13 protein-coding genes are annotated in these 21317 nt (G+C 74.1%); 2 read left to right on the top strand and 11 right to left on the bottom strand.

The window, feature by feature from the left end:
• Positions 1–241: 241 nt before the first annotated feature.
• The gene (locus ACFWP3_RS37850; RefSeq protein ID WP_384230530.1) at positions 242–817 is read right to left on the bottom strand and encodes a histidine phosphatase family protein; all 576 of its coding nucleotides are present in this window, start codon (positions 815–817) and stop codon (positions 242–244) included.
• A gap of 549 nt (positions 818–1366) precedes the next feature.
• Between ACFWP3_RS37850 and ACFWP3_RS37855 the strand changes: the two genes are divergently transcribed.
• Both ACFWP3_RS37855 and ACFWP3_RS37860 read left to right on the top strand, forming a co-directional pair.
• Complete coding sequence (locus tag ACFWP3_RS37855) at positions 1367–1594, top strand: CbtB-domain containing protein (protein WP_384230533.1); 228 nt, start codon at positions 1367–1369, stop codon at positions 1592–1594.
• Between the two features lie 12 nt (positions 1595–1606).
• A complete protein-coding gene (locus tag ACFWP3_RS37860; protein ID WP_384230535.1) occupies positions 1607–2428 on the top strand; it encodes a CbtA family protein in 822 nt (273 codons plus the stop codon).
• A 131-nt stretch (positions 2429–2559) separates the two neighbouring features.
• Here ACFWP3_RS37860 and ACFWP3_RS37865 read toward each other — a convergent pair whose 3' ends face one another.
• From ACFWP3_RS37865 to ACFWP3_RS37910, 10 genes are all read right to left on the bottom strand, one after another.
• On the bottom strand, positions 2560–3915 hold the full coding sequence (locus ACFWP3_RS37865) for a M1 family metallopeptidase (protein WP_384230537.1): 1356 nt from the start codon (positions 3913–3915) through the stop codon (positions 2560–2562).
• A gap of 23 nt (positions 3916–3938) precedes the next feature.
• The gene (locus ACFWP3_RS37870; RefSeq protein WP_384230540.1) at positions 3939–7925 is read right to left on the bottom strand and encodes a Pls/PosA family non-ribosomal peptide synthetase; all 3987 of its coding nucleotides are present in this window, start codon (positions 7923–7925) and stop codon (positions 3939–3941) included.
• Positions 7926–8106: 181 nt separating this feature from the next.
• A complete protein-coding gene (locus tag ACFWP3_RS37875; protein WP_384230560.1) occupies positions 8107–10974 on the bottom strand; it encodes an NHLP bacteriocin export ABC transporter permease/ATPase subunit in 2868 nt (955 codons plus the stop codon).
• A gap of 22 nt (positions 10975–10996) precedes the next feature.
• Positions 10997–13237, bottom strand: coding sequence for an NHLP family bacteriocin export ABC transporter peptidase/permease/ATPase subunit (locus ACFWP3_RS37880; RefSeq protein WP_384230542.1), 2241 nt, complete (start codon positions 13235–13237; stop codon positions 10997–10999).
• On the bottom strand, positions 13234–14040 hold the full coding sequence (locus ACFWP3_RS37885; RefSeq protein WP_384230545.1) for an HlyD family efflux transporter periplasmic adaptor subunit: 807 nt from the start codon (positions 14038–14040) through the stop codon (positions 13234–13236). The genes ACFWP3_RS37880 and ACFWP3_RS37885 overlap by 4 nt, the downstream gene beginning before the upstream one ends.
• Positions 14041–14221: 181 nt before the next feature.
• A complete protein-coding gene (locus tag ACFWP3_RS37890; protein ID WP_384230547.1) occupies positions 14222–14461 on the bottom strand; it encodes a hypothetical protein in 240 nt (79 codons plus the stop codon).
• 324 nt (positions 14462–14785) lie between these two features.
• Positions 14786–17386, bottom strand: a complete 2601-nt coding sequence (locus ACFWP3_RS37895) for a SpoIIE family protein phosphatase (RefSeq protein WP_384230550.1) — start codon at positions 17384–17386, stop codon at positions 14786–14788.
• Between the two features lie 144 nt (positions 17387–17530).
• Positions 17531–19426, bottom strand: coding sequence for a VanW family protein (locus tag ACFWP3_RS37900; RefSeq protein ID WP_384230552.1), 1896 nt, complete (start codon positions 19424–19426; stop codon positions 17531–17533).
• Positions 19427–19508: 82 nt separating this feature from the next.
• The gene (locus ACFWP3_RS37905) at positions 19509–20540 is read right to left on the bottom strand and encodes a TolB-like translocation protein (protein ID WP_384230555.1); all 1032 of its coding nucleotides are present in this window, start codon (positions 20538–20540) and stop codon (positions 19509–19511) included.
• On the bottom strand, positions 20537–21317 hold a 781-nt coding region (locus ACFWP3_RS37910; RefSeq protein ID WP_384230558.1), incomplete at its 5' end, for an MFS transporter. The genes ACFWP3_RS37910 and ACFWP3_RS37905, both read right to left, overlap by 4 nt.

Below are 21317 nucleotides of genomic sequence, written 5' to 3' on the forward strand. Positions count from 1 at the left end.
CGGAGAGCGGGACGGCCACTCCTTGGGAGCCACTGAAGGCAAGAACCCATAAGCCACACCCGGCCCTCCCGGGCCACCAAACAACTTACGGAGAACCCATGCGGTCAGCTATTCACACAAATGAGAAGGAAGGCGGCGCCCTGTCGATCTTTGCTGGCTAACGGGTGATCAAGTTCAGCCCCACGGCCTCATGGACGCCCTGCACGGACCGGCCGCTCGGGCCGCGCCCTGCTCCAGGGCCCTACTCCAGCGGGCTGCCGGGGCGGAGGTTCCAGCGGTGGGCGCGGCCGGTGAGATGGACGGCGGACAGGGGGCGGACGTCCAGGCGCCAGAACGACGCGTCGGGGGCTTCGAGGACGTGGATCAGTGCCGCACGGATGACGTCCGGTTCCGCGACGGCCGTGAGCGGGCCGGGCTCGTCCGGGAGGGTGGAGAGGGTGTCGAGCCAGGTGCCGACGCGGGTGCGTACGTCGCGCAGGGACTCCCCGCCGTGCGGTGCGGCCGACGGGTCCGACAGCCAGGCGGCGACGGCCTCGCCCTCGGCGGCCGCCACCGCGTCCAGGGTCAGGCCCCGCCAGCGCCCCATGTCGCAGCCGGCCAGGGCGGGCACCGGCTCCGGCCGGAGGCCGAGGGCCCGGGCGGTCTGGCGGCAGCGGAGGGACGGGGAGGTGTAGCTGCGCGCGGTCCGGGGGACGGCGGCCGCGGCGGCCTCGGCGCGGGCGGTGCCCGCGGGATCGAGGGGGCTCTCGTCGTCGAAGCGGACGTCTCGCAGGGCCTCGCTCGTCGCGGGGGAGATCAGGGTCAGCCGGACGGTCATCGGGGCCTTCGCGGTAGCGGCAACGGTCGCGGAAGCCGTTGCGGTGGGCTGGAGTTGGGGGTGCGGTAGGGGTCCGGCCGAGGTGGAGTCGGGCTGCGGTCGGTCCGGGCTCGGGACGGGGCCGGGGTTTCGGGCCGGGCTCAGGACGGGGCCAGGGCGGGCTGCGGTTTCGGGCCGGGCTCGGGACGAGGCCGGGGCGGGCCAGGGTTTCGGGCCGGACTCGGGACAGGGCGGGGCGGGCTGTGGTTTCGGGCCGGGCTCGGGCGGGGCGGGGGCGGGCTGTGGTTTCGGGGCGGCGACGGGGTGTGCGGCGGGGGCGTGCGGGGTGATGCGGGACTCACGCCCTTGGCGGCGGGTGCAGCGCACGGTACCGTCAGGCGACATTTCAACAAAGTGACGACGGCGAGACGGAAGTCCGGTGTGAATCCGGCATGGTCGCGCCACTGTGTGCTGCGGCGTCATCCCCTGGGTGCCCCGCGGCGAGTCAGACCCGCGGACCGTCGTCCTGCACCACCGTATGGGACGCGTGTTCCCCGAGGAGGTTCCACCATGGCCGAGGCTGCCGTCTCCCCCGCCATACCCACCCCTTCCGGCTCTCTGCCGGCCCCGCTGCCCGTGCGCGCGGTACTGCCCTGGGCGCTCTTCGTCGGCCTGCTGATGCTCGTCGCCCTGTACTTCGTCGGTGCGGAGCAGGGCGCCACGTCCGTGTTCTCCGGCGCCGGCGTGCACGAATGGGTCCACGACGGCCGTCACCTGCTCGGCTTCCCCTGCCACTGAGAGGCAACGCACATGTACGCCTCGACTGTCAGAGGTCTCCTGGTCCGCGGCATGCTCGCGGGCCTGATCGCCGGGCTCTTCGCCTTCGCCGTCGCCTATGTCGTGGGTGAACCCCCCGTCAACGGCTCGATCGCGGTGGAGGAGGCCCAGGCCGCGCAGGACGCGGCGGGCGCCCACGCCGGGCACGGCGGCGAAGCCGCGCCGGAGGAGGAAGAGGAAGAGCTGGTCAGCCGGCCGGTGCAGTCCACGGTCGGACTGGCCACCGGTGTCCTCGTCTACGGGGTCGCCCTGGGCGGCATCGCCTCGCTGGCGTTCTCCTTCGCCCTGGGGCGCGTGGGCCGGTTCAGCCCGCGGGCCACGGCGGCCCTCACCGCGGGGGCGGCCTTCGCCACCGTGTACCTGGTGCCGTTCCTGAAGTACCCGGCCACTCCCCCGGCGGTCGGGAACCCGGACACCATCGGGCAGCGCACCACGCTGTTCTTCCTGATGATCCTGCTCAGCGTGCTGCTCGGCGTCGGCGCGGTCATCGCCGGCCGCCGCCTGGCCCCGCGCCTGGGCAAGTGGAACGCGACCCTGGCCGCCGGCGCCGGGTTCGTCGTCGCCACCGGCCTCGCCTTCGCGTTCCTGCCGGACAACGACGACGCGGTCAAGCCCGGTTTCCCCGCAGCCCTGTTGTGGGAGTTCCGGGTCGCCTCGCTGGCCGTGCAGGTCGTGCTCTGGGTGGTCTTCGCGATCGTGTTCGGCCTCCTGGCGCAGCGGCTGCTGGCCCCTCGGGCGGCCGAAGCCGCGGCGGCCGGCGCCGACGCGCAGCCGAAGACGGCCGCCCTCGGCTGATCCGCGTTCCGCGTTCCGCTGTCGGCTGTCCGCTGTACGCGTGACCCACTGCCCCGTCAGGCCCTCGAAGGCCCGGCGGGGCAGCGTCATGCGTACGTACGCGAGTCGCCGCCGAAGCGCGTCCGCTCCGCCTACACCGCCGTCGGCGGCATCGGGGGCAGCGGCGGCATCGGCAGCGGCGGCAGGGCCGGCTCGTACAGCCAGGCCGCGAGCAGGTCGTCCAGCGGCTCCGCCGCGTAGCGGGCCACGTGCGTGGCGAACGCGGCCGTGGTCACCACGCTGTGGCGGTGCAGGCCGGCCCAGTCGCGCAGCATGCGGAAGAACGCGGCGTCGCCCAGGGCCGCGCGCACCGCGTGCACGGCGAGGCCGCCGCGCTGGTACAGGCGGTCGTCGAACATCAGCTTGCGGCCCGGGTCGGCCAGCCGCAGGTCCTGCGGCTGCAAGGTCAGCAGCCGGTGCGCGGCGACGGCGAGCTCGTGCGCGCTGTGCCCGCCGGAGCGCTCCGACCAGAGCCACTCGGCGTACTTGGCGAAGCCCTCGTTCAGCCAGATGTGCCGCCAGTCGGCGATGGTCACGCTGTTGCCGAACCACTGGTGTGCCAGCTCGTGGGCGACGAGGCGTTCGGACCCGCGGGCGCCGTCCACGTGGTTGACGCCGAACATGGACAGGCCCTGGGCCTCCACCGGGACGTCCAGCTCCTCGTCGGCGACGACCACCGCGTACTCGGCGAGGGGGTAGGGGCCGAACAGCTCCTCGAACAGCCGCATCATGGCGGGCTGCCGGGCGAAGTCGCGGGAGAACGCGGGCAGCAGGTGCGCCGGCACGTGGGCGCTCTGCGGTACGCCGCCGAGCCCGGGGTCGCCGAGCAGCACCGTCTGGTACATGCCGATGGACAGGCCGACCAGGTAGCTGGAGGTCGGCGCGGACTGCTCGTACACCCAGGTGGTCGTACTGGCCTTGGTGGTGCGGGTGAGCAGGCGGCCCCCGGCGACCACCGTGTACGCGGAGGGGGTGTTGACCGAGATGTGGTACGAGGCCTTGTCGGCGGGCCGGTCGTTGCACGGGTACCAGGAGGGCGCGCCGACGGGCTGGCTGGCCACCAGCGCGCCGTCGGTCAGCTCCTCCCAGCCCAGGCCGCCCCAGGGGCTGCGCACCGGCTTGGGGTTGCCCGCCCAGTGCACCTCCACGGTGAAGGCGGCGCCGGCCGGCAGCGGCTTGGCCGGGCGGATGCGGAGCTTGCCGCCCCGGTGCGCGTAGTGCGGGGCCCGGCCGTTGACGAGGACGCGGCCTATTCTGAAATCGGCCAGGTTCAGGTGGAACTCGGAGAGCGGCGCCCGCCCGGCGATCGCGCTGAGCCGGGCCGTGCCGGCCAGCCGGTTGGGGCCGGGCCGGTATTCCAGAGCGAGTTCGTACCGGTGCACGCGGTAACGGGAGTCGCCGTTGGCCGGAAAATACGGGTCCGCTGCCGCTGTCTGCTGGCCGTTCACTGCCGCTTCCGTTCTGGCCCTCGTCAGGACCGCCACGCCTCGATCGGATTGCCCAGCCAGCGGGAGTCGGCGGGCACGGATTCCCCGGCCATCACGAGGGAGGCGGGACCCAGGGTGCTGCGGGCGCCGACCGTGCTCCCGGGCAGGACGATGCCGCCCGGGCCCAGGGTGGCGCCCTCATGGAGGACCACAGTATCCGTCCTCAAGATCCGGTCGTGGAAGAGGTGCGTCTGCAACACACAGCCGCGGTTCACGCTGACCGCGTCGCCCAGCTCCACCAGGTCCGTTTCGGGCAGCCAGTAGCTCTCGCACCACACGCCGCGGCCGATCCGGGCCCCCAGCGCGCGCAGCCACAGGGACAGTACCGGTGTACCGGGCACGGATCCGGCCAGCCACGGCACGGCCAGTACCTCGACGAAGGTGTCGGCCAGTTCGTTGCGCCAGACGAAGCCGCTCCACAGCGGGTGCTCGCCGGTCCGGTGGCGGCCCACCAGCAGCCACTTCGCGGCCACGGAGACCGCGCACGCGGCCACGCCCGCGGCGAGCAGGACCGCCCCGGACAGCAGGGCGGTTCCCCAGAGCCCGAGCCCGGTCGACGTGATCAGCGCGCAGAACGCGGCCACGGCCAGTACGGCCAGCGCCGCCGAGCAGAAGACGGGGGCGAGCCGGCACAGCTCCACCAGGCCGCGCGCCCACAGCAGCCGCGCGGGCGGGTCGTAGGTGCGGCTCTGGTCGGCGTCGGCGGCGGACCGCGGCAGCCTGACCGGCGGCAGGCCCAGGTACGAGCTGCCCTTCTTGGCCTTCTTCGGGGTGGCGGACAGTACGCCGACCAGCCCGTCGTCCGGGACGGTACGGCCCGGCGCGGTCATTCCGGAGTTGCCGAGGAAGGCCCGGCGGCCGATCTCGGAGTGTCCGATGCGCACCCAGCCGCCGCCCAGTTCGTAGGGGGCGGTCAGGGTGTCGTCGGCGAGGAACGCGCCCTCTCCGACGGTGGTGAGGCTCGGCAGCGCGAGGACGGTGGACACCTCCGCGCCCCGGCCGATCTTCATGCCGAGCAGCCGCAGCCACACCGGTGTGATCAGCCCGGCGTACAGCGGGAAGAGCGTTTCGCGGGACAGGTCCATCAGCTGGGTGACGGTCCAGGCCTGCCAGCCGACCCTGCTGTGCGTCGGATGGTTCCCGGTGCGCAGCCCGAGGCTGAGCAGGCGTACGGAGACCAGCAGGAGCAGCGCGTACGCGAAGCCGAACGCGAGCGCCCCGGGCACCACGGCGAGCAGCGCTCCGGCCAGGGCCGCGGACAGGCCGGCGTCGGCGGGTACGAACCGGCTGACGACGAGCAGGGCGGGCAGGGTGGCGAGCACCGGCAGGGCGGTGAGGCAGAAGCCGGTCGCCCCGTACATGGCCCGCCAGTGGACGGCGCGCGGCGGGCGTTCCTTGGGCCAGTTCCGCTTGGCCCTGCCGAGTTTGCCTGCGGGCGCCCCGGCCCAGCGCTGGCCGGTCGGGATCTGGCCGACCACGGCGGAGCCGGGGGCCACCTCGGCCCGCTTGCCGACGCGGGCGCCGGGGAAGAGGATGCTGCGGGTGCCGACGACGGCGCCCGCACCGACCTTGACGGCGCCGATCTCGAGCCGGTCGCCGTCCAGCCAGTGTCCGGAGAGGTCCACCTCGGATTCCACGGCGCAGCCGCGGCCGAGCTTGAGCATGCCGGTGACCGGCGGCAGGGAGTGCAGATCCACCTCGGGGCCGATCTTGGCGCCGAGTGCGCGGCCGTAGCGCTCCAGCCAGGAGCCCGTGAGGGAGGTGGCGCCGACGTACTCGGCGAGCCGCTCGGCCGTCCACAGCCTCAGGTGGACGCTTCCGCCGCGCGGGTAGCGTCCCGCTTTGACCCCGCGCAGCAGCAGGCGGGCGCCGCCGGCCGCGATGGCCAGGCGGCCGGGCGGGCTGAAGAGCAGGGCCGCGCCCGCGGCGACGAGCCACCAGGAGGCGGTCGGCGCCCACGGGTAGGGCCCGAGCAGGTGCAGGACGTTGCCGAGGGCCAGCAGTGCCACCGTCCAGCGCAGGCCGACGAGGGTGAACAGGGGGAGCAGCAGGAGCGACTGGATCGCCTTGGCGCGGAGCGGGACCGGCTCGATGGTGCGGGCCGCGCCGTCGTCCTGTACGGACTTCTCCAGGCGCCGGGCCAGTTTGCGCAGGACGGGCTGCTGGTAGATGTCGAGGACGGCGGCGCTCGGGTAGCGGGCGCGCAGCCGGGTGGTGAGCTGGGCGGCGGCGAGGCTGTTGCCGCCGATGGCGAAGAAGTCGTCTGCGGCGCCGGCGACGGTCACCCCGAGGGTCTCGGTCCACTGCTCGGCGAGCCAGGCCTCGGTGCCGTAGAGGTGCTCGGCGGGACCGGTGGTCTCCAGTTCGGGCAGGGGCCAGGGCAGTGCGTCGCGGTCGACCTTGCCGGAGGTGCGGGTGGGCAGTTCCTCGACCGGCGCGAGCAGGGGTACGAGGGCGGCGGGCAGTTCGGAGCGCAGCCGTTCGACGGCGGCGGCCTGGTCCCAGCCCTCCTGGGTGACGAGGTAGCCGACGAGCAGCTGGTTGCCGCTGCGGGCGGTGCGTACGGCGGCGGCCGCGCCGGCCACGCAGGGCAGGGCCTGGAGGGCCGCGTCGACCTCGCCCAGCTCGATGCGGCGGCCGCCGAGCTTGATCTGCTCGTCGCCGCGGCCGAGGAAGACCAGGCCTTCCGGTTCGGCGCGGACGAGGTCGCCGCTGCGGTAGGCGCGCTGCCAGCCGAGGGATTCCAGCGGGGCGTACTTCTCGGCGTCCTTCTCGGGGTCGAGGTAGCGGGCGAGGCCGACGCCGCCGATGACGAGCTGGCCGCTGCCGCCCATCGGGACCGGCTCGCCGGACTCGTCGACCACGGCCAGTTCCCAGCCGTTCAGCGGCAGGCCGATCCGGATCGGCTCCTCGCCGGTCAGCAGCGAGGCGCAGGCGACCACGGTGGCCTCGGTGGGGCCGTACGTGTTCCAGACCTCGCGGCCCTCGGTGACCAGGCGCTGGGTCAGCTCGGGCGGGCAGGCCTCGCCGCCGAAGATCAGCAGCCGGACCTCGTTCAGGGCCTCGGGCTCCCAGAGCGCGGCCAGGGTCGGCACCGTGGAGACCACGGTGATCTCCTGTTCGACCAGCCAGGGGCCGAGGTCGGCGCCGCTGCGCACCTGGGAGCGGGGGACGGGGACGAGGCAGGCGCCGTAGCGCCAGGCCAGCCACATCTCCTCGCAGGAGGCGTCGAAGGCGACGGAGAGGCCGGCCATGACCCGGTCGCCGGGTCCGATCGGCTCCTCGGCGAGGAAGAGCGCGGCCTCGGCGTCCACGAAGGCGGCGGCGCTGCGGTGGCTGACGGCGACGCCCTTGGGCTTGCCGGTGGAGCCGGAGGTGAAGATGATCCACGCGTCGTGCTCGGGGCCGGGGCGGGCGGCTGCGGGGGCGGCGTCGGCGGCGTCCCGGGTTCCGGTGGTGTCGATGCGCTGTCCGGCGCCCAGTACGGCCCGTACTCCGGCCTCGCCGAAGACCAGCTCGGCCCGTTCGTCGGGGTCTTCGGCGTCGACCGGCACGTAGGCGGCGCCCGCGGCGAGCACGGCGAGGATGGACACGTACAGCTCGTTGGTCCCGGAGGGCACGCGGACGCCGACCCGGTCTCCGCGTCCCACGCCGGCGGCGGCGAGGGCCCGGCGCCTGCGCTCGACCTCGGCGGCCAGCGCCCGGTAGGTCAGTTGGGCGGTGCCGTCGTCCAGGGCGGGCTCGTCGGGGTACGCCCGTACGGAGGCGTCGAGGATGTCGACGAGGGTGCGCGGCGGGGCGGCGGGCCCGGCACGGAACAGGGCTGATTTGCCGGACTCGTCGAGCGCTTCCGCGTCGTCGCGCACTGCCGCGTCTTCGAGCACTGCCGCGTCGTCGAGCACTGCCGCGTCGTCGAGCTCCGCCGCGTCGTCGAGCAGAGTGCTGTCACCGCGCTCCGGTGTGGCTGCCATCGGCCCTCGCGTCTCGTTCCCGGAGGAGCCCCGGGTCGCCGGCGGAGGCCGGGATTGCCCGGGTTGTTCCGGTCCGGCACCGAACAACCCGCCATTCTAGTGCGTCATCGAGAATTTTCGCTTCGAAGCCTCGAGTGTGGCCGATACGGCGCGGCCCCCCGCGGTCGCGTGCCGGACCCGGTCAGCCGAGCTGGCGGCGGGCCAACTCGTGGAAGAGGCCCGCCGGGTCGGCGAGCAGTTCGGCGGGCGGGCCCTGCTGGACGACGCGGCCGTCCGCCATGGCGATCACCCGGTCGGCGTCCATGACCGTGGACAGCCGGTGGGCGATCACGACGCGGGTGGCGCGCAGGGCGCGGGTGGATTCGATGACCACGCGCTGGGCCTCGTTGTCCAGCGCGCTGGTGGCCTCGTCGAAGAACAGGACGCGCGGCTTGCGGATGAGGGCCTGGGCGATCATGAGCCGCTGGCGCTGGCCGCCCGAGACGGTGCCGCCGCCGTCGGAGAGCATGGTGTGCATGCCCATCGGCATGGCCTTGATGTCCTCGGCCAGGCCCGCCATCGCCGCGGCCTCCCAGGCCTCCTCCAGCGAGAACGTCCCGGCGCCGCGGATGCAGTCGAGGATCGAGCCGGTGAAGGGCTGCGCGTTCTGCAGGACGACCCCGCACTGGCGGCGCACGGCCGCCGCGTCGAGCGCGGCCAGGTCCTGGCCGTCGTACAGGACGCTGCCGGAGACGGGCTTGTCGAAGCCGATGAGCAGCCGCAGCAGGGTGGACTTGCCGCAGCCGCTGGCTCCGACGATCGCGACGAACTCCCCCGGCCGTACCCGGAAGCCGACGCCGTCGAGGACGAGCGGGCCGTCCTCGGAGTAGCGGAACGACAGGTCCTTGGCTTCGAGGGCGCCGGCCAGCTCGCCGGGCCGGATGCCGGCCCGGCCCGTTTCGGGAGCCGCCTGGAGCAGCGGCTTGACCTGCTCGAACATCGGCAGCACGGCCGCGACCGAGATGAGGGCTCCGGTCAGCTGCGTGACCGAGGACATCAGCATGGTCAGGGCGGTGCTGAAGGTGAGGAACTCGGCGGCGGTCATGCTGCCGCGGGCCGGTCCGGCCAGCAGCACGAACATCACCAGCGTGCACAGCGGCAGGTACACCGCGCCCAGCACGGTGGTCACGTTCTGCACCCGGCCGATGCGCTGGTGCAGCTCGCGGGTACGGGCGAACTCCCGCGCCCAGGCCGCGTAGGCGAAGCTCTCGGCCGCGGCGACCCGCAGCTTGGGCAGTCCGCGCAGGGTCTGGAAGGCCTGGTTGCCCAACCGGTTGCCCAGCTTGACCAGTCGGCGCTGGTAGCGGAGCTGCCACAGCCCCAGGCCCAGGAAGACCGCCGCGACGACGACGAGCATGGCGAGCGCCGCCATCGCCAGCGGCACGCTGTAGACGAGCAGCAGGACCAGGTTCATCGCGGCGACCGCGAGGGCCTGGACGCAGACCGCGCCGGTCCCGGACAACATGGCGCGGATGGCGCTGACGCCCATGGCCGCGCCCGCCAGTTCGCCGGTGGAGCGGCCGGTGAAGAAGGTGGTGGGCAGCCGCAGCAGCCGGTCCCACACGGCGGGCTGCAACGTGGCCTCGATGCGGCCCTCCAGGCGCAGCACGGACAGGTTCTGCAGGAGCATGAACGCGGCCGCGACGACGCCGGTCGCGATGAGCGCGATCGCGGTCTGCACGATGAGGCCGGTCTCGCCCTGCGGGACGTACCGGCCGAGCACCCTGCCGGTGGCGACGGGCACCAGTGCGCCCAGGAGCACGGCGACCAGTCCGCCCAGGGCGAGGCGGCGCAGCTCCTGGCCGGTGCCGTGCAGGCCGAAGCGGAGCAGGGCGGGCAGGCCCGGCCGGCCGTCGGGCAGCGGGCGGTAGAACATGACGGCGCTCGGCTCGTAGGCGGCCGCCGTACGGGCGTCGAGGCGCTCGCGGGTGCCGGCGGCGGGGTCGACCGCCTCGTAGCGGCCGCGCCGCCACAGCAGGGCGACGGGGGCGCCGTCCGCCTCGCGCCGGCCCACCAGGGGGCCGGAGTCCTCCCGCCACCAGGACCCGCCGAGGCGGACCGCGCGGGTGCGCACCCGGGAGGCGAGCGCGATGCGTTCGACGGGGTCGGCGTGCTCGGAGTCCGCGCCCGCCCCGGCCGGTTCGGACAGGGTGATGCGGGCCGCGCCGGCGACCAGGCGGCACGCGGCGAGGGTCGCGTCGACGCTCGCGCCCCGGTGCCGGGAGCGGCCGCCGGCGCCGCCGATGGCGGCCAGCAGGGTCCGGTCGGCCTGGGTACGGGCCTCCTGGCCGGCCTCGACGCCCGCCGCCATCCGGTCCTCGTGGGCGCGCTCGGCCTCCTCGATGGAGCGGTCCAGGGCGTACAGCAGCCGGTACTGCTGGTCGACCATGCCCTGCCACATCGCCGGGTCGAGGAGCAGGGTGCCGGCGGCGCCCTGCTCGTACACGGCGCCGTACCGCACGCCGCCCGGGGTGACCTGGATCCACAGGATGTCGTCGTCGGCCGCTCCGTCCGCGGTGGCGGCGCGGCCGTCCAGCGGTGCCTGGTAGAGCACGCGCATGCCGCGGCCGACACCGCGGGCGAAGGCGTCTTCGAGGGGGCTGGGGTACGCCGGCGGGGCGGCGTACTCCCCCTGGCCGGCCCAGCCGTGCGGGTGGGGTGCGCCGCGGTCCGGGGCGGGCAGTTCGCGCAGCTCGATGCGGCGCAGTCGGCAGCCGTGCAGGGGGCGGCCGACCAGGGTGTGCCCGGGGCCGTCGACCGGGCCCTGGAGCAGGGTGCCCGCCTCCAGCCGGCCCAGGAAGTGCCAGGGCCCGGCCTGCGCCGCGTCGACGGCGAAGAGGTCGAGCGCGCCGTGAACGACGAGCCACAGCACGAGCGGGCCCTCCAGGGCCAGGCTGCGCAGACCCGTGCCGTCGACCGGCGAGCCGAGCCGGCCCAGGGCCGCGACGACCGGGTCGTACGGGGTGCCCGGGGCCCCCGGGGTGCCGTCCCAGGGGGCGGCGGGGGGCACGGCCTGGTGCGCGTACGTCACGTCAGTGCTCCTTGACCAGGGCCGCGTACGGGCCCCCCGCGGCGACCAGGTGCTCGTGCCGGCCGCGTTCCACGACGGTGCCCCGGTCGAGGACGACGATCTCGTCGCTGTCGCGCACGGTGCTCAGCCGGTGGGCGATGACCACGCAGGCGCAGCCGCGGCGCCGCAGGTTGTCGATGACGGTCTGCTCGGTGACCGCGTCCAGGGCGCTGGTCACCTCGTCGAGGACCATGACGCTGGGGCGGCGGACTAGGGCCCGGGCGATCTCCAGCCGCTGGCGCTGGCCGCCGGAGAAGTTGCGGCCGTCCTGTTCGACGCGGCTGTGGATGCCGCCCGGGCGGCGGGCCACGACGTCGTGGACGGCGGCGTCCTCCAGGGCGGCGACGACGGCCTCGTCGGGGATGGAGGGGTCCCAGAGCGTGACGTTGTCGCGGACGGTGCCCTCGAAGAGGAACACGTCCTGGTCGACGAAGGAGACGGAGGCGGCGAGGGCGCTGCGCGGGATGTCCTCGAGGCGCATGCCGTCGATGCGGATGGCCCCCTGCCAGGGGGTGTGGAGGCCGGACATCAGCCGTGACACGGTGGACTTGCCGCTGCCGGAGCCGCCGACGAGCGCGACCTGCTGCCCGGGGCCGACCGACAGCGAGAAGCCCTTGAGCAGCGGGGCGTCCAGCGGGCTGTAGCCGAAGGTGACGTCGTCCAGTTCCACGTGGCCCTTGAGGCGGCGGGTGCTGCCGGTCGGCTCGCGCCGTGCGAAGACCGGGTCGGCGGGGAAGTTCTCGACGTCCTTGAGGCGGGCGACGTCGGCCGCGAAGTCCTGGATCCGTCCGGCGACGCCGCCCAGCCGGGAGATCGGCGCGGTGAAGCTGGTCACCAGGGCCTGGAAGGCGACGAGCAGGCCGACGGACAGGTGCCCCTCCACGGCCCGCAGGCCGCCGGCCATGAGGATCAGCGCGCTGTTGAGGGCGGCCAGGGTGGGCGCGACGATCGCCAGCCACGCGCCGGGGACGCCGAGCCGCTGCTGGACGTCGAGGGTGACCGCGTGCTGTCCGGCCCAGCGGCGGAAGAAGCCGTTCTCGCCACCGGTGGCCTTCATCGTCTCGATGAGCTGGAGCCCGGTGAAGGAGGTGTTGGTCAGCCGGGCGCTCTCGGCGCGCAGTTTGCGGGTGCCGGTGGCCCGCAGCCGGATCACGACGCGCAGGGCCACCACGTTGAGCAGGGCCACGGCCACGCCGAGGACGGTGAGCTGCGGGTCGTAGGTCCACAGCAGCACGGCGTAGAGCACGACGACGACGGCGTCCACGCCGGCCGCGGCCAGGTCCCGGGCGAGGGTCTCGGCGACCGCGTCGTTGGACTGCAGCCGCTGGACCAGGTCGGCCGGGCCGCGCTGGGAGTAGAAGGTGACCGGGAGGCGGAGCAGGTGGCGCAGGAAGCGGGCGCTGCCCAGGGTGGAGGAGATGACGCGTCCGCGCAGCAGGTTGGCCTGTTGGAGCGCGGTGAGCACGGCGGTGAGCACCAGGGTGACGGCCATGGCCGCGAACAGCACGCCCAGCAGCGAGGTCTGCTCGCCGATGAGGAACATGTCGATGTAGGTGCGGCTGAGGGCGGGTACCGAGGCGCCGACGGCGACCAGCAGGAGGCTGGAGACGACGGCGGCGGCCAGGGTGCCCGAGGTGCCGCGCAGCCGGCCCGGTACGGCGCCCAGCACGCCCGGCTTGCGGCCGCCGCGGCGGAAGCCCTCGCCGGGCTCGAAGGTGAGCACGACCCCGGTGAAGCTGGTGTCGAACTCGTCCATGGGGACGAACCGGCGGCCCTTGGCGGGGTCGTTGACGTAGACGCCCCGGCGGCCGAAGCGGCGGCCCGTGCCGTCGTAGACGACGTAGTGGTTGAACTCCCAGAAGAGCACGGCAGGGGCTCGCACCCCGGCGAGCGCGGCCAGGTCCATCTGCATGCCCTTGGCCTTCAGCCCGTAGCCGCGGGCCGCTTTGAGGAGGTTGCTGGCGCGGGAGCCGTCGCGGGAGACGCCGCAGCCGATGCGCAGCTCCTCCAGGGGCACGTGGCGCCCGTAGTGGCCGAGCACCATGGCCAGGGCGGCGGCTCCGCACTCCACGGCCTCCATCTGGAGCACGGTGGGGGTGCGTACGGTCCGGGGTACGGCTCCCCCGGCGGCCTTGCGGGCCCTGGGCGCGTGCGCGGACCTGCGTCGGGAGCGGCTCGGGGCGGCCCTGCGGGGCGCGGTCACGGCAGCAGCCAGTCGACGGGGCGCTGCGCGGGGAGGTGGACGGCGCCGGTGACGGGGGTGGCGGAGTCGACGGGGTACGGGGGCCCGTCCGCGGAGGACCAGCGGTAGCCGGACTTCGTGGCGGAGGAGCGCTCCAGCTCCACGAGGACGGTGACCGGGCTGCCCTGCCGGGAGAACTGCTCGGCGAGGCCCTTGTCTCCGAGGAAGGCGCCGATCTGCGCGGGCGTCTGGGGCGTGCGGCCGACGGCGGTGACACGGCCGCGCAGTACGCCGAACCGCGGCTGGGGGACGGACTGGACGGTCAGGTCGACGGAGGCGCCGACCGCGATTCCCGCGCCGCCGGCGCCCGGCACGTACAGCACGGCCACCAGGGGGTCGTCCGGGTTCTTGACGTGTTCCAGGGTCGCCACGTCGGCGCCGGTGGTGACGACCGAGCCCACCCGGGCGACCAGGGTGGTCAGCCGGCCGCCGGTCACCGCGCGCACGGGCCGGTCGCCCTGCTCCGTGCGGACGGTGAGCAGGGGGGCGCCGGGGGGCAGCAGCCGGCCCTGCTCGGCGAGGACCTCGGTCACCTGGCCCGCGACGGGGCTCTGGAGCACGTAGCTGCCCTCGGCGCGGGTGAGGATGCCGGGTGCGCTCAGTTTGGCGGAGACGGTGCCCGTGACGGCCCAGAAGGTCGCGGCGGCCATGACGAGGACGGTGACGGCCAGGACCAGCCGCCCCTGCGGGCGGGCGAAGCGTACGGGCAGGTCGAGTTCTTCGGGCGATTGCAGCTTGGAAAGAGCCTTTTGGCGAAACTCCACGGACTATTCCTTCAACTGCATTCGTTCAGCCGCATTCGCTCGGCCGCAATCGCTCGGCGGCAATCGCTCGGCGGCAATCGCTTGGCGGCAATCGTTCGGCGGCTCTTCTTCGGACTGTGTGGGCGCAATTGCATGAACCCCGGAGCCGTGGGGGACGCTCCGGGGTTCGTGCGTTATCGGCTCAGAGGCCGGCGCGGCCGAGGTTCACGGAAACGCCGGTGACGCCGGAGACCAGGCCGGGGACGCCCGCGACCAGACCCTGCGCGGTCTGGACGGTGTCGAGGGAGCCCACGAGGCCCACCACGCCGTTGACGTCGCTGGTCACGGCGCCGGCCAGGCCGCCGGAGACGCTGATGACACCGCCGGAGACGGCGTCCAGCTCGGTGTCGTCGATCTCACGGGTCTCGATGTTGTCACGCATGATGCGCACCTTTCGTTGCAGGGGGAACTCGGCCGCGTTTTTCCGGCGGCCGCAGCGGCTTGATGTAAGCACGCGAACGGGCTGCCGGGCCAATCCCGTTGACGTCCCCTTACCGGCCGGAGAGTTCCCCGAATGGCGCGTGTGGCGCTTCGTTCACCGAATGGTCACAGCTTCTCTGCGAGATCGAGTAACGGAAATACGCGGCCCGGCGTCCGCAGGGAAGAAATGGGACGAAAACCCATCAACCGCATGGGGCATGTCCGACATCTCGCTCAACGGTGAACACGGGCGGACCCGTTCGCGCACACCGTGTGCAGATTTCCGTCAGGCGGGGCCGGGCAGCACCTGCTCCGCCCAGATGACCTTGCCCTCGGGCGTGTACCGGGTGCCCCAGTGCTCGCTGAGTTGCGCCACCAGGAACAGCCCGCGCCCGCCCTCGTCCGTGGTGGCGGCGTACCGCAGGTGCGGGGCGGTGCTGCTGCCGTCCCACACCTCGCAGGTCAGCGTGTGGTCGTGCAGCAGCCGCACCCGGACCGGCTCGCGGCCGTGGCGCAGGGCGTTGGTGACCAGTTCGCTGAGGATCAGCTCCGTGGCGAAGCCGAGTTCTCCCAGGCCCCACTCCTCGAGCTTGGCCGCCGCGGCGTTCCGTACGACGCCGACGGCGCTCGGGTCGGGCGGGACGTCCCACTGCGCGACCCGGTCGGGGCCGAGGGTCCGGGTCCGTGCGACGAGCAGCGCCACGTCGTCTCCGGGCCGGTCGGGCAGCAGCGTGTCGAGGACGGCCCGGCAGCTGTCGCGCGGGTCGCGGCCGGGGTGGCTCAGGGCCGTGCGCAGCAGTTCCAGCCCCTCGGCGATGTCCCGGGACCTCTCCTCGACCAGCCCGTCCGTGTACAGGACGAGCTGGCTGCCCTCCGGCAGGTGCAGCTCCGCGGTCTCGAAGGGCATGCCGCCGAGGCCCAGCGGGGGCCCGGTCGGCAGTTCCACGATCCGGGCCGTGCCGTCGGGGGTGACCATGAGGGGCGGCAGGTGTCCGGCCCGGGCCATGGTGCAGCGCTGGGACACCGGGTCGTAGACGGCGTACAGGCAGGTCGCGCCCAGTACGCCGACGTTGTTGCCCTCGCCGTCCCCGGCGTCGTCGTGGTCGATGCGCTGGACGAGGTCGTCGAGGCGGGCCAGTAGGTCGTCGGGGGGCAGGTCGAGGGAGGAGAAGTTGTGCACGGCGGTGCGCAGCCGCCCCATGGTGGCCGCGGCGTGCAGGCCGTGCCCGACGACGTCTCCGACGACCAGGGCGACCCGGCTGCCCGGCAGCGGGATCACGTCGAACCAGTCCCCGCCCACCCCGGACTGCGCGGGAAGGTAGAAGTGCGCGACGTCCACGGCGCTCTGCTCGGGCAGGGCGCGCGGCAGCAGGCTGCGCTGGAGCGTTTCGGCGAGGGCGTGCTCGCGGGTGTAGCGGCGGGCGTTGTCCATGCTGATGGCCGCGCGGGCGACGAGCTCCTCGGCCAGGGACAGGTCGTCCTCGTCGAAGGGCTCGGGCTTCTCCGACCGCCAGAAGTTGACCACCCCGAGCACGACGCCGCGGGCCTTCAGCGGGGCCGCGATGAGCGAGTGGATCCCGTACTCGACGATGGCCCGGGCGCGCGACAGGTCCTGGGCCTGCCAGCCGGGCGCGTCGGCCAGGTCGGGGACCAGTTCCGCCTTGCCGGTGCCGTAGCCGCGGGCCTGCGGGGTGGACGGCAGGAAGTCGATCAGCCGGCCGAGGGGGTAGAGGGGGTGGTCGGAGCGGATGCCGGCGACCGCCGTGCGCCGCATGTCGGCTCCCGGGCCGGGCTCGTCGCCGTCGAGCACCGGATCGGCGAGGTCGACGGTGACGAAGTCGGCGAACCGGGGGACGGTGACGGCGGCGAGCTCCTCGGCGGTCTGCTCCACGCCGAGGGTGGTGCCGATGTCGACGCCGGCGTCGTAGAGCAGCTTGAGCCGTTTGCGGGCCGTCTCGGCCCGGCTGGTCAGCAGCCGCATCTCGGTGGAGTCGCGGATGGTGACCGCGGTGCCCTCGGCCCGGCCCCGGGTGTGGGTGGGCCGCTGGTTGACCACGAGCAGCCGGTCGCCGGTCTCGAGCACCTCGTCGGTGGCCACCCGGCCGGACAGCAGCAGGTCCGCCATCCGGCGGTCCAGGCCCGGTACGTCGCCGATGTGGCGGCCCTCGGCGTCGTCCGGCAGCCCGAGCAGCCGTTTGGCCTCGTCGTTCGCCAGGAGGAGCCGTCCCTCGCCGTCGGTGATCAGCACCCCTTCGCGTACGGAGTGGAGCACCGCGTCGTGGTGCTCGTACATGCGGGTCATCTCCTGCGTGCCGAGCCCGTGGGTCTGGCGGCGCAGCCTGCGGCTGATCAGCGCCGTGCCGGCGGTGGCCAGGGCCAGGCCGGTCGCGATGGCCAGCAGGATGACGGGGAGCTGGCGGTCGAGGACACCGGTGACGTTCTTCACGGTCAGGCCCGCCGAGACCAGGCCGACGACCTTGCCGTCGGGCCCGGTGACCGGCACCACGGCCTGGATCTCCTTGCCGAGCGGGCCCTGGACGCTCTCGGTGTGGACCCGGCCGGCGAGCGAGGGCTCGATGGTGCCGACGAAGCGCTTGCCGATGCGATCGGGCTGGGGGTGGCTGTAGCGGATGCCGTTGGTGTCCATCACCACGATGAAGTCCACCCCCGCGTCCTTGCGGGTCGACTCGGCGAGCGGCTGCAGCACGGCCGACGGATCGGAGGTCTTCAGGGCCTCCTGCAGCCCCAAGGAGTGCGCGAAGGTCTGGGCGACGGCCACCGACCTGCTGCGCGCTTCCCGGTCGATGTCGTGTCGCGACTGGAGCACCAGGGCCAGGAGTGCGCCGGCGGCGAGCAACACCACGATCGCCACCTGGAGGACGAACACCTGTCCGGCGACGCTTCTGGTTCTGTTGCCTAGGGGTGACCGCACCGACGTGCCCGGCACGGGTGGCGAGGAAGGGTCACGATCCCAGTTGTAGCACCTCGAGGGCCCGCGTACCCGCGAAGCGCACGCGGCGCAGCCGGACGGTCACCTGACGGGGGTCGCCGCGGGGGCCTCGGAGGGGGTGCCGGAGGGGGTGGCGGAGGGGGCCGGCGCGGCGGCCGGCCCGGCGGCGGGTGCGGCTGCCTGCCCGGCGGGCGCGGGTGTGGCCGGGGGCGTGGCCGGGGGCGTGGCCGCGGGCGTCGCAGCCGTGGGCGAGCCGGTCGGCTCGGGGGTGCAGGTGACCTCGTCGCGGGGCGTGTAGTGGGTCTTGAAGTCCTCGCGCTTCACCTCCTGGCCGCCTTGGACGAAGACACGGCCGACGGTGACGTCGAAGCCCTCCAACGGGGTCTGGACCTCGCAGAGGGGTCCGCTGCCCGTCCGCTTGCCGGGTTCCGTGACGTTGGTGCGCGGCCCCTTGGTCGCCCGTATCTCGTCGTACTTCTTGGTGCCGAGGAGGGTGATGGTCAGCGAGGTGTCGGTGGACGCGGCCTGGACGTAGAGCGGGTGGCCGGAGTCGTTGATCCAGCGCAGGTCGAGGGTGCCCCACGCGACGGTGGCCTCCCGGCCCTCGGGGTAGCGCTCGATGTAGAACGAGTGGGCCCCGTACTCGACGGGCTTCAGGCCGGCGAAGAAGACGGCGTTGTACATGGTGGTGGCCACCGCCGAGACGCCGCCGCCGGGGGACTTCACGTACTGGCCGTCGTTGATCATGATTCCGTCGACGAAGCCGTTCTCCGGGGTGCGCTCGCCGACCGTGCGGTTGAAGCTCCACTCCTCCCCCGGCATGACCACCGAGCCGTTGATGAGCTCCACGGCCCGGCCGATGTTCGTGGTGCGGTACGGGGCGGCGGGGAAGTCGACGGTGAAGGACGAGACCTTCTCCTTGATCCCGAGCCGCTGCGCCTCGGCGCTCGTGAGGTCGGGCTGGACCTCGACGGTGGGGAGCTCGGCCGTGCGGGCCGCGCCCGAGCGGGTGAGCAGGGGCAGGACGGCCTTGCCGAACGCGGCCTGGGTGACCTGGCGGCCGGCGTTGCCGGGGTCCCCGAGGACCACGCGGCCGTCCGCGCCGACGCCGAACTCGGCGTCGCGGGGGATCCGGGTGGCCTCCTCGATGGGGCCGGCCACGGCGGGGTCGGCGAGCAGGCCCTTGGAGTCGAGGGACGGCACGAGACGGCTCGTGCCGTCGGCGGTCATCCTCAGGTGCTCGCCGAGGACGGCGGGGCTGATGGGTATGCGCGTGCCGTCCACGGTGAGCGTGACGGGGCCCGACATCGCCGGGCGGGCGAACTGCCGCATGGCCCGTCCGGTCTCCTCCGCCCCGATCCGCGGCTGGGTGCGGTCGACGGGCAGCGCGACGGGGCCGGCGTCCGGCCGCAGGTACGACGCGCGGAGGGTGTCGAGGGCCCGGTCCTCGTTCAGGGAGACGCCGGGCCGGGCGGCGACGGCCTGCGCCGTGCCCTTCTCGAAGGCGATCGACCCGTCGCGGACCGGCTGCTCGGTCGAGGCGCCGATGCGGTCGAGCGCGGCGCGGCCGGTGCGCTCGTCCAGGCGGACCACGGGCTCGACGTCCCGGTCGCCGGAGGTGAAGAGCTCGCCGATGACGGCGACCGGTCCGTGCCCGGTGCGTTCGGCGCGGTCGAGGGTCGCCTCGGTGTCGAGCGACAGCCCGAGCGCGACGGGGGCGGCCCGCTCGACGCGGTCGCCGATCTTCAGTACGAGCGGCTCCTGTGCGCCGGGTCCCAGCGTGCGGGCCAGCGCCTGCCGTGCCTCGGCGCGGCTCATGCCGCCGATGTCCACCCCGCGGACGCGCGTGCCCTGGGCGATGTCGCCGCCGGTCGCGAGCCCGGTGGCGTACAGGCCGCCGAGGCCGAGTACGACCGCCCCGCCCGCCAGGGGCAGGGCGATGCGCCAGTTGCCCGTCCAGCTGCCTGCGCGTCCCATGTCACTCCCGGCCGGTATACGACGATTCCGGGAAATAATGATTCATGGAAAACGCCGGTTTTTGGGGCGGATGTAACTCTTGTCACGAACCGGACATGGGTGGGCCCAGGCGGGACGGGGAGGACGCCGAGGGGGCCAGGAGGCGCGGGGCGCCCGAGCCGTCGGCGGGAGTGGTCCACAGGTCCGTGCCGTCCGGGGCGCCTTCGGTGGGCAGGGCGTAGGCCAGGGTCTTGTCGTCGAGCCAGAGGGCCTGGTCGTCCACGCTGCGCTTCTCCGCGAGCGGGTGCTCGCGGAGCGTCGCCAGGTCCATGACGTGCTCGCGCCACAGCGAGGCGCCGGCCCGTACGCGCTTCTTGTACGCGATGCGGGTCTCGTCCGGGGACAGGGACGGGCATTCGACGTTCTGCGCGAGGGTGGTGACCGTACGGCGCGAGATCGAGCCCTTGACCAGGTGGGTCTGGTTCGCGGTGCTCAGGGTGGCGTAGAAGGTGTCGTCGTCCTTGGCGAAGGTCACCCCCCAGAAGTTCACGTCCGCCGCGCGGTAATCGCGGCCGTCCATGAGGACGGTGAACTCCTCCAGGTTGGCTTCGAGCCGCCAGTCCCGGGTGTCCAGGATCGCGGTGCGGGTGGAGAAGAACGCGGCGCCGTACGACTCGCCGGAGACGAAGACCGTCCAGGCGGCGAACCGGCCGCTCGGCGAGACCCGGGCCCGGCTGGGCGTGCCCGCCAGCGGGAAGCCGCGCAGCGTGCGCAGCTCGGAGTCGACGATGAGGGCCTGGTTGTCCTGGGCGAGGGCGCCCGGTGTGGAGCGCAGGCACACGCCGGTGCCCGCGGCGGCGTGGAAGCGCCGGCAGGTGAGCTCGGAGACGGTGCGCTCGGCCTGCGGGGCGCCGGCCGGGACGGAGGCCAGGGCGCCGCGGTGCGGGCCCTGGCCGGCGTGGAGGAAGGCCAGCCGGTCCGGCCGGCCGAGGGTGAGGCCGCCCTCGGCGACGGCCGGGCCGCCCTGCTGCGGCTGGTCGGCTCGGGAGGCCGCGTGCAGGACGAGCGCGGCGGCGAGGGCCCCCAGGAGCACCACGGCCGCGGTGAGTACGAGCAGGCGGCGCGGGAGCGTCATCGGGTTCCTCGGGTTCCTCGGGGGCGTCGGGACGGGTCGGTCGGGCGCAGGACGAAGGCGGCGACGGCCGCGCTGCACAGCAGGCCGGCCGCGGCGGCGGCGAGGGCGGGGCCGGTGCCCCAGAAGGTCCAGGCCGCGCCGAAGGCCATGGAGCAGCCGAAGCGGGCCAGGGCCTGGCCGGTGCCGACCAGGGCCAGGCCGGTGGCCCGCAGCTCCCGGGGCACGACGGCCCCGACGGCGGCGGGCAGGACGCCGTCGGTGGCGGCGTAGAACATGCCGTGCAGGGCCAGTACGAGGAAGGGCAGGGCGGGCCAGTCGGGGGCCCACAGCAGCAGTGCGTACCCGGCGAGCAGCAGGGCGTGCCCGGTGAGGAACACGCTGCGCCGCCCGATCCGGTCGGCGAGGGCGCCCGCGGGCACGGCCAGCAGCAGGAACACGGCGGCGGTGCCCAGCGGCAGCAGTGCGAACCACTGGTCGGCGATGCCGGTGCGGCGCTGGAGCAGCAGGTAGACGAAGGCGTCGCTGACGGTGGTGAGGCCGAGCAGGGCGGCGCAGCCGGCCAGGGCACGCAGCCGGGGCAGGCGCAGCAGGGCCAGGGCCTCGCGCACGCCGACGGGCCGGGGGCCAGGGCCGGCGTCGGGGCCGGCGGGGCTGGGGCCGGGGCCGGCGGGGCTGGGGCCGGCACCAGGGCTGGCGGGGCCGGGGCCGACACCGGGGCCGGTGCCGACACCAGGGCCGGGGCCGGCACCAGGGCCGGGGGCGGCACCAGGGCCGGGG

The sequence above is a fragment of the Streptomyces sp. NPDC058525 genome (assembly GCF_042719495.1).
Classification (GTDB): domain Bacteria; phylum Actinomycetota; class Actinomycetes; order Streptomycetales; family Streptomycetaceae; genus Streptomyces.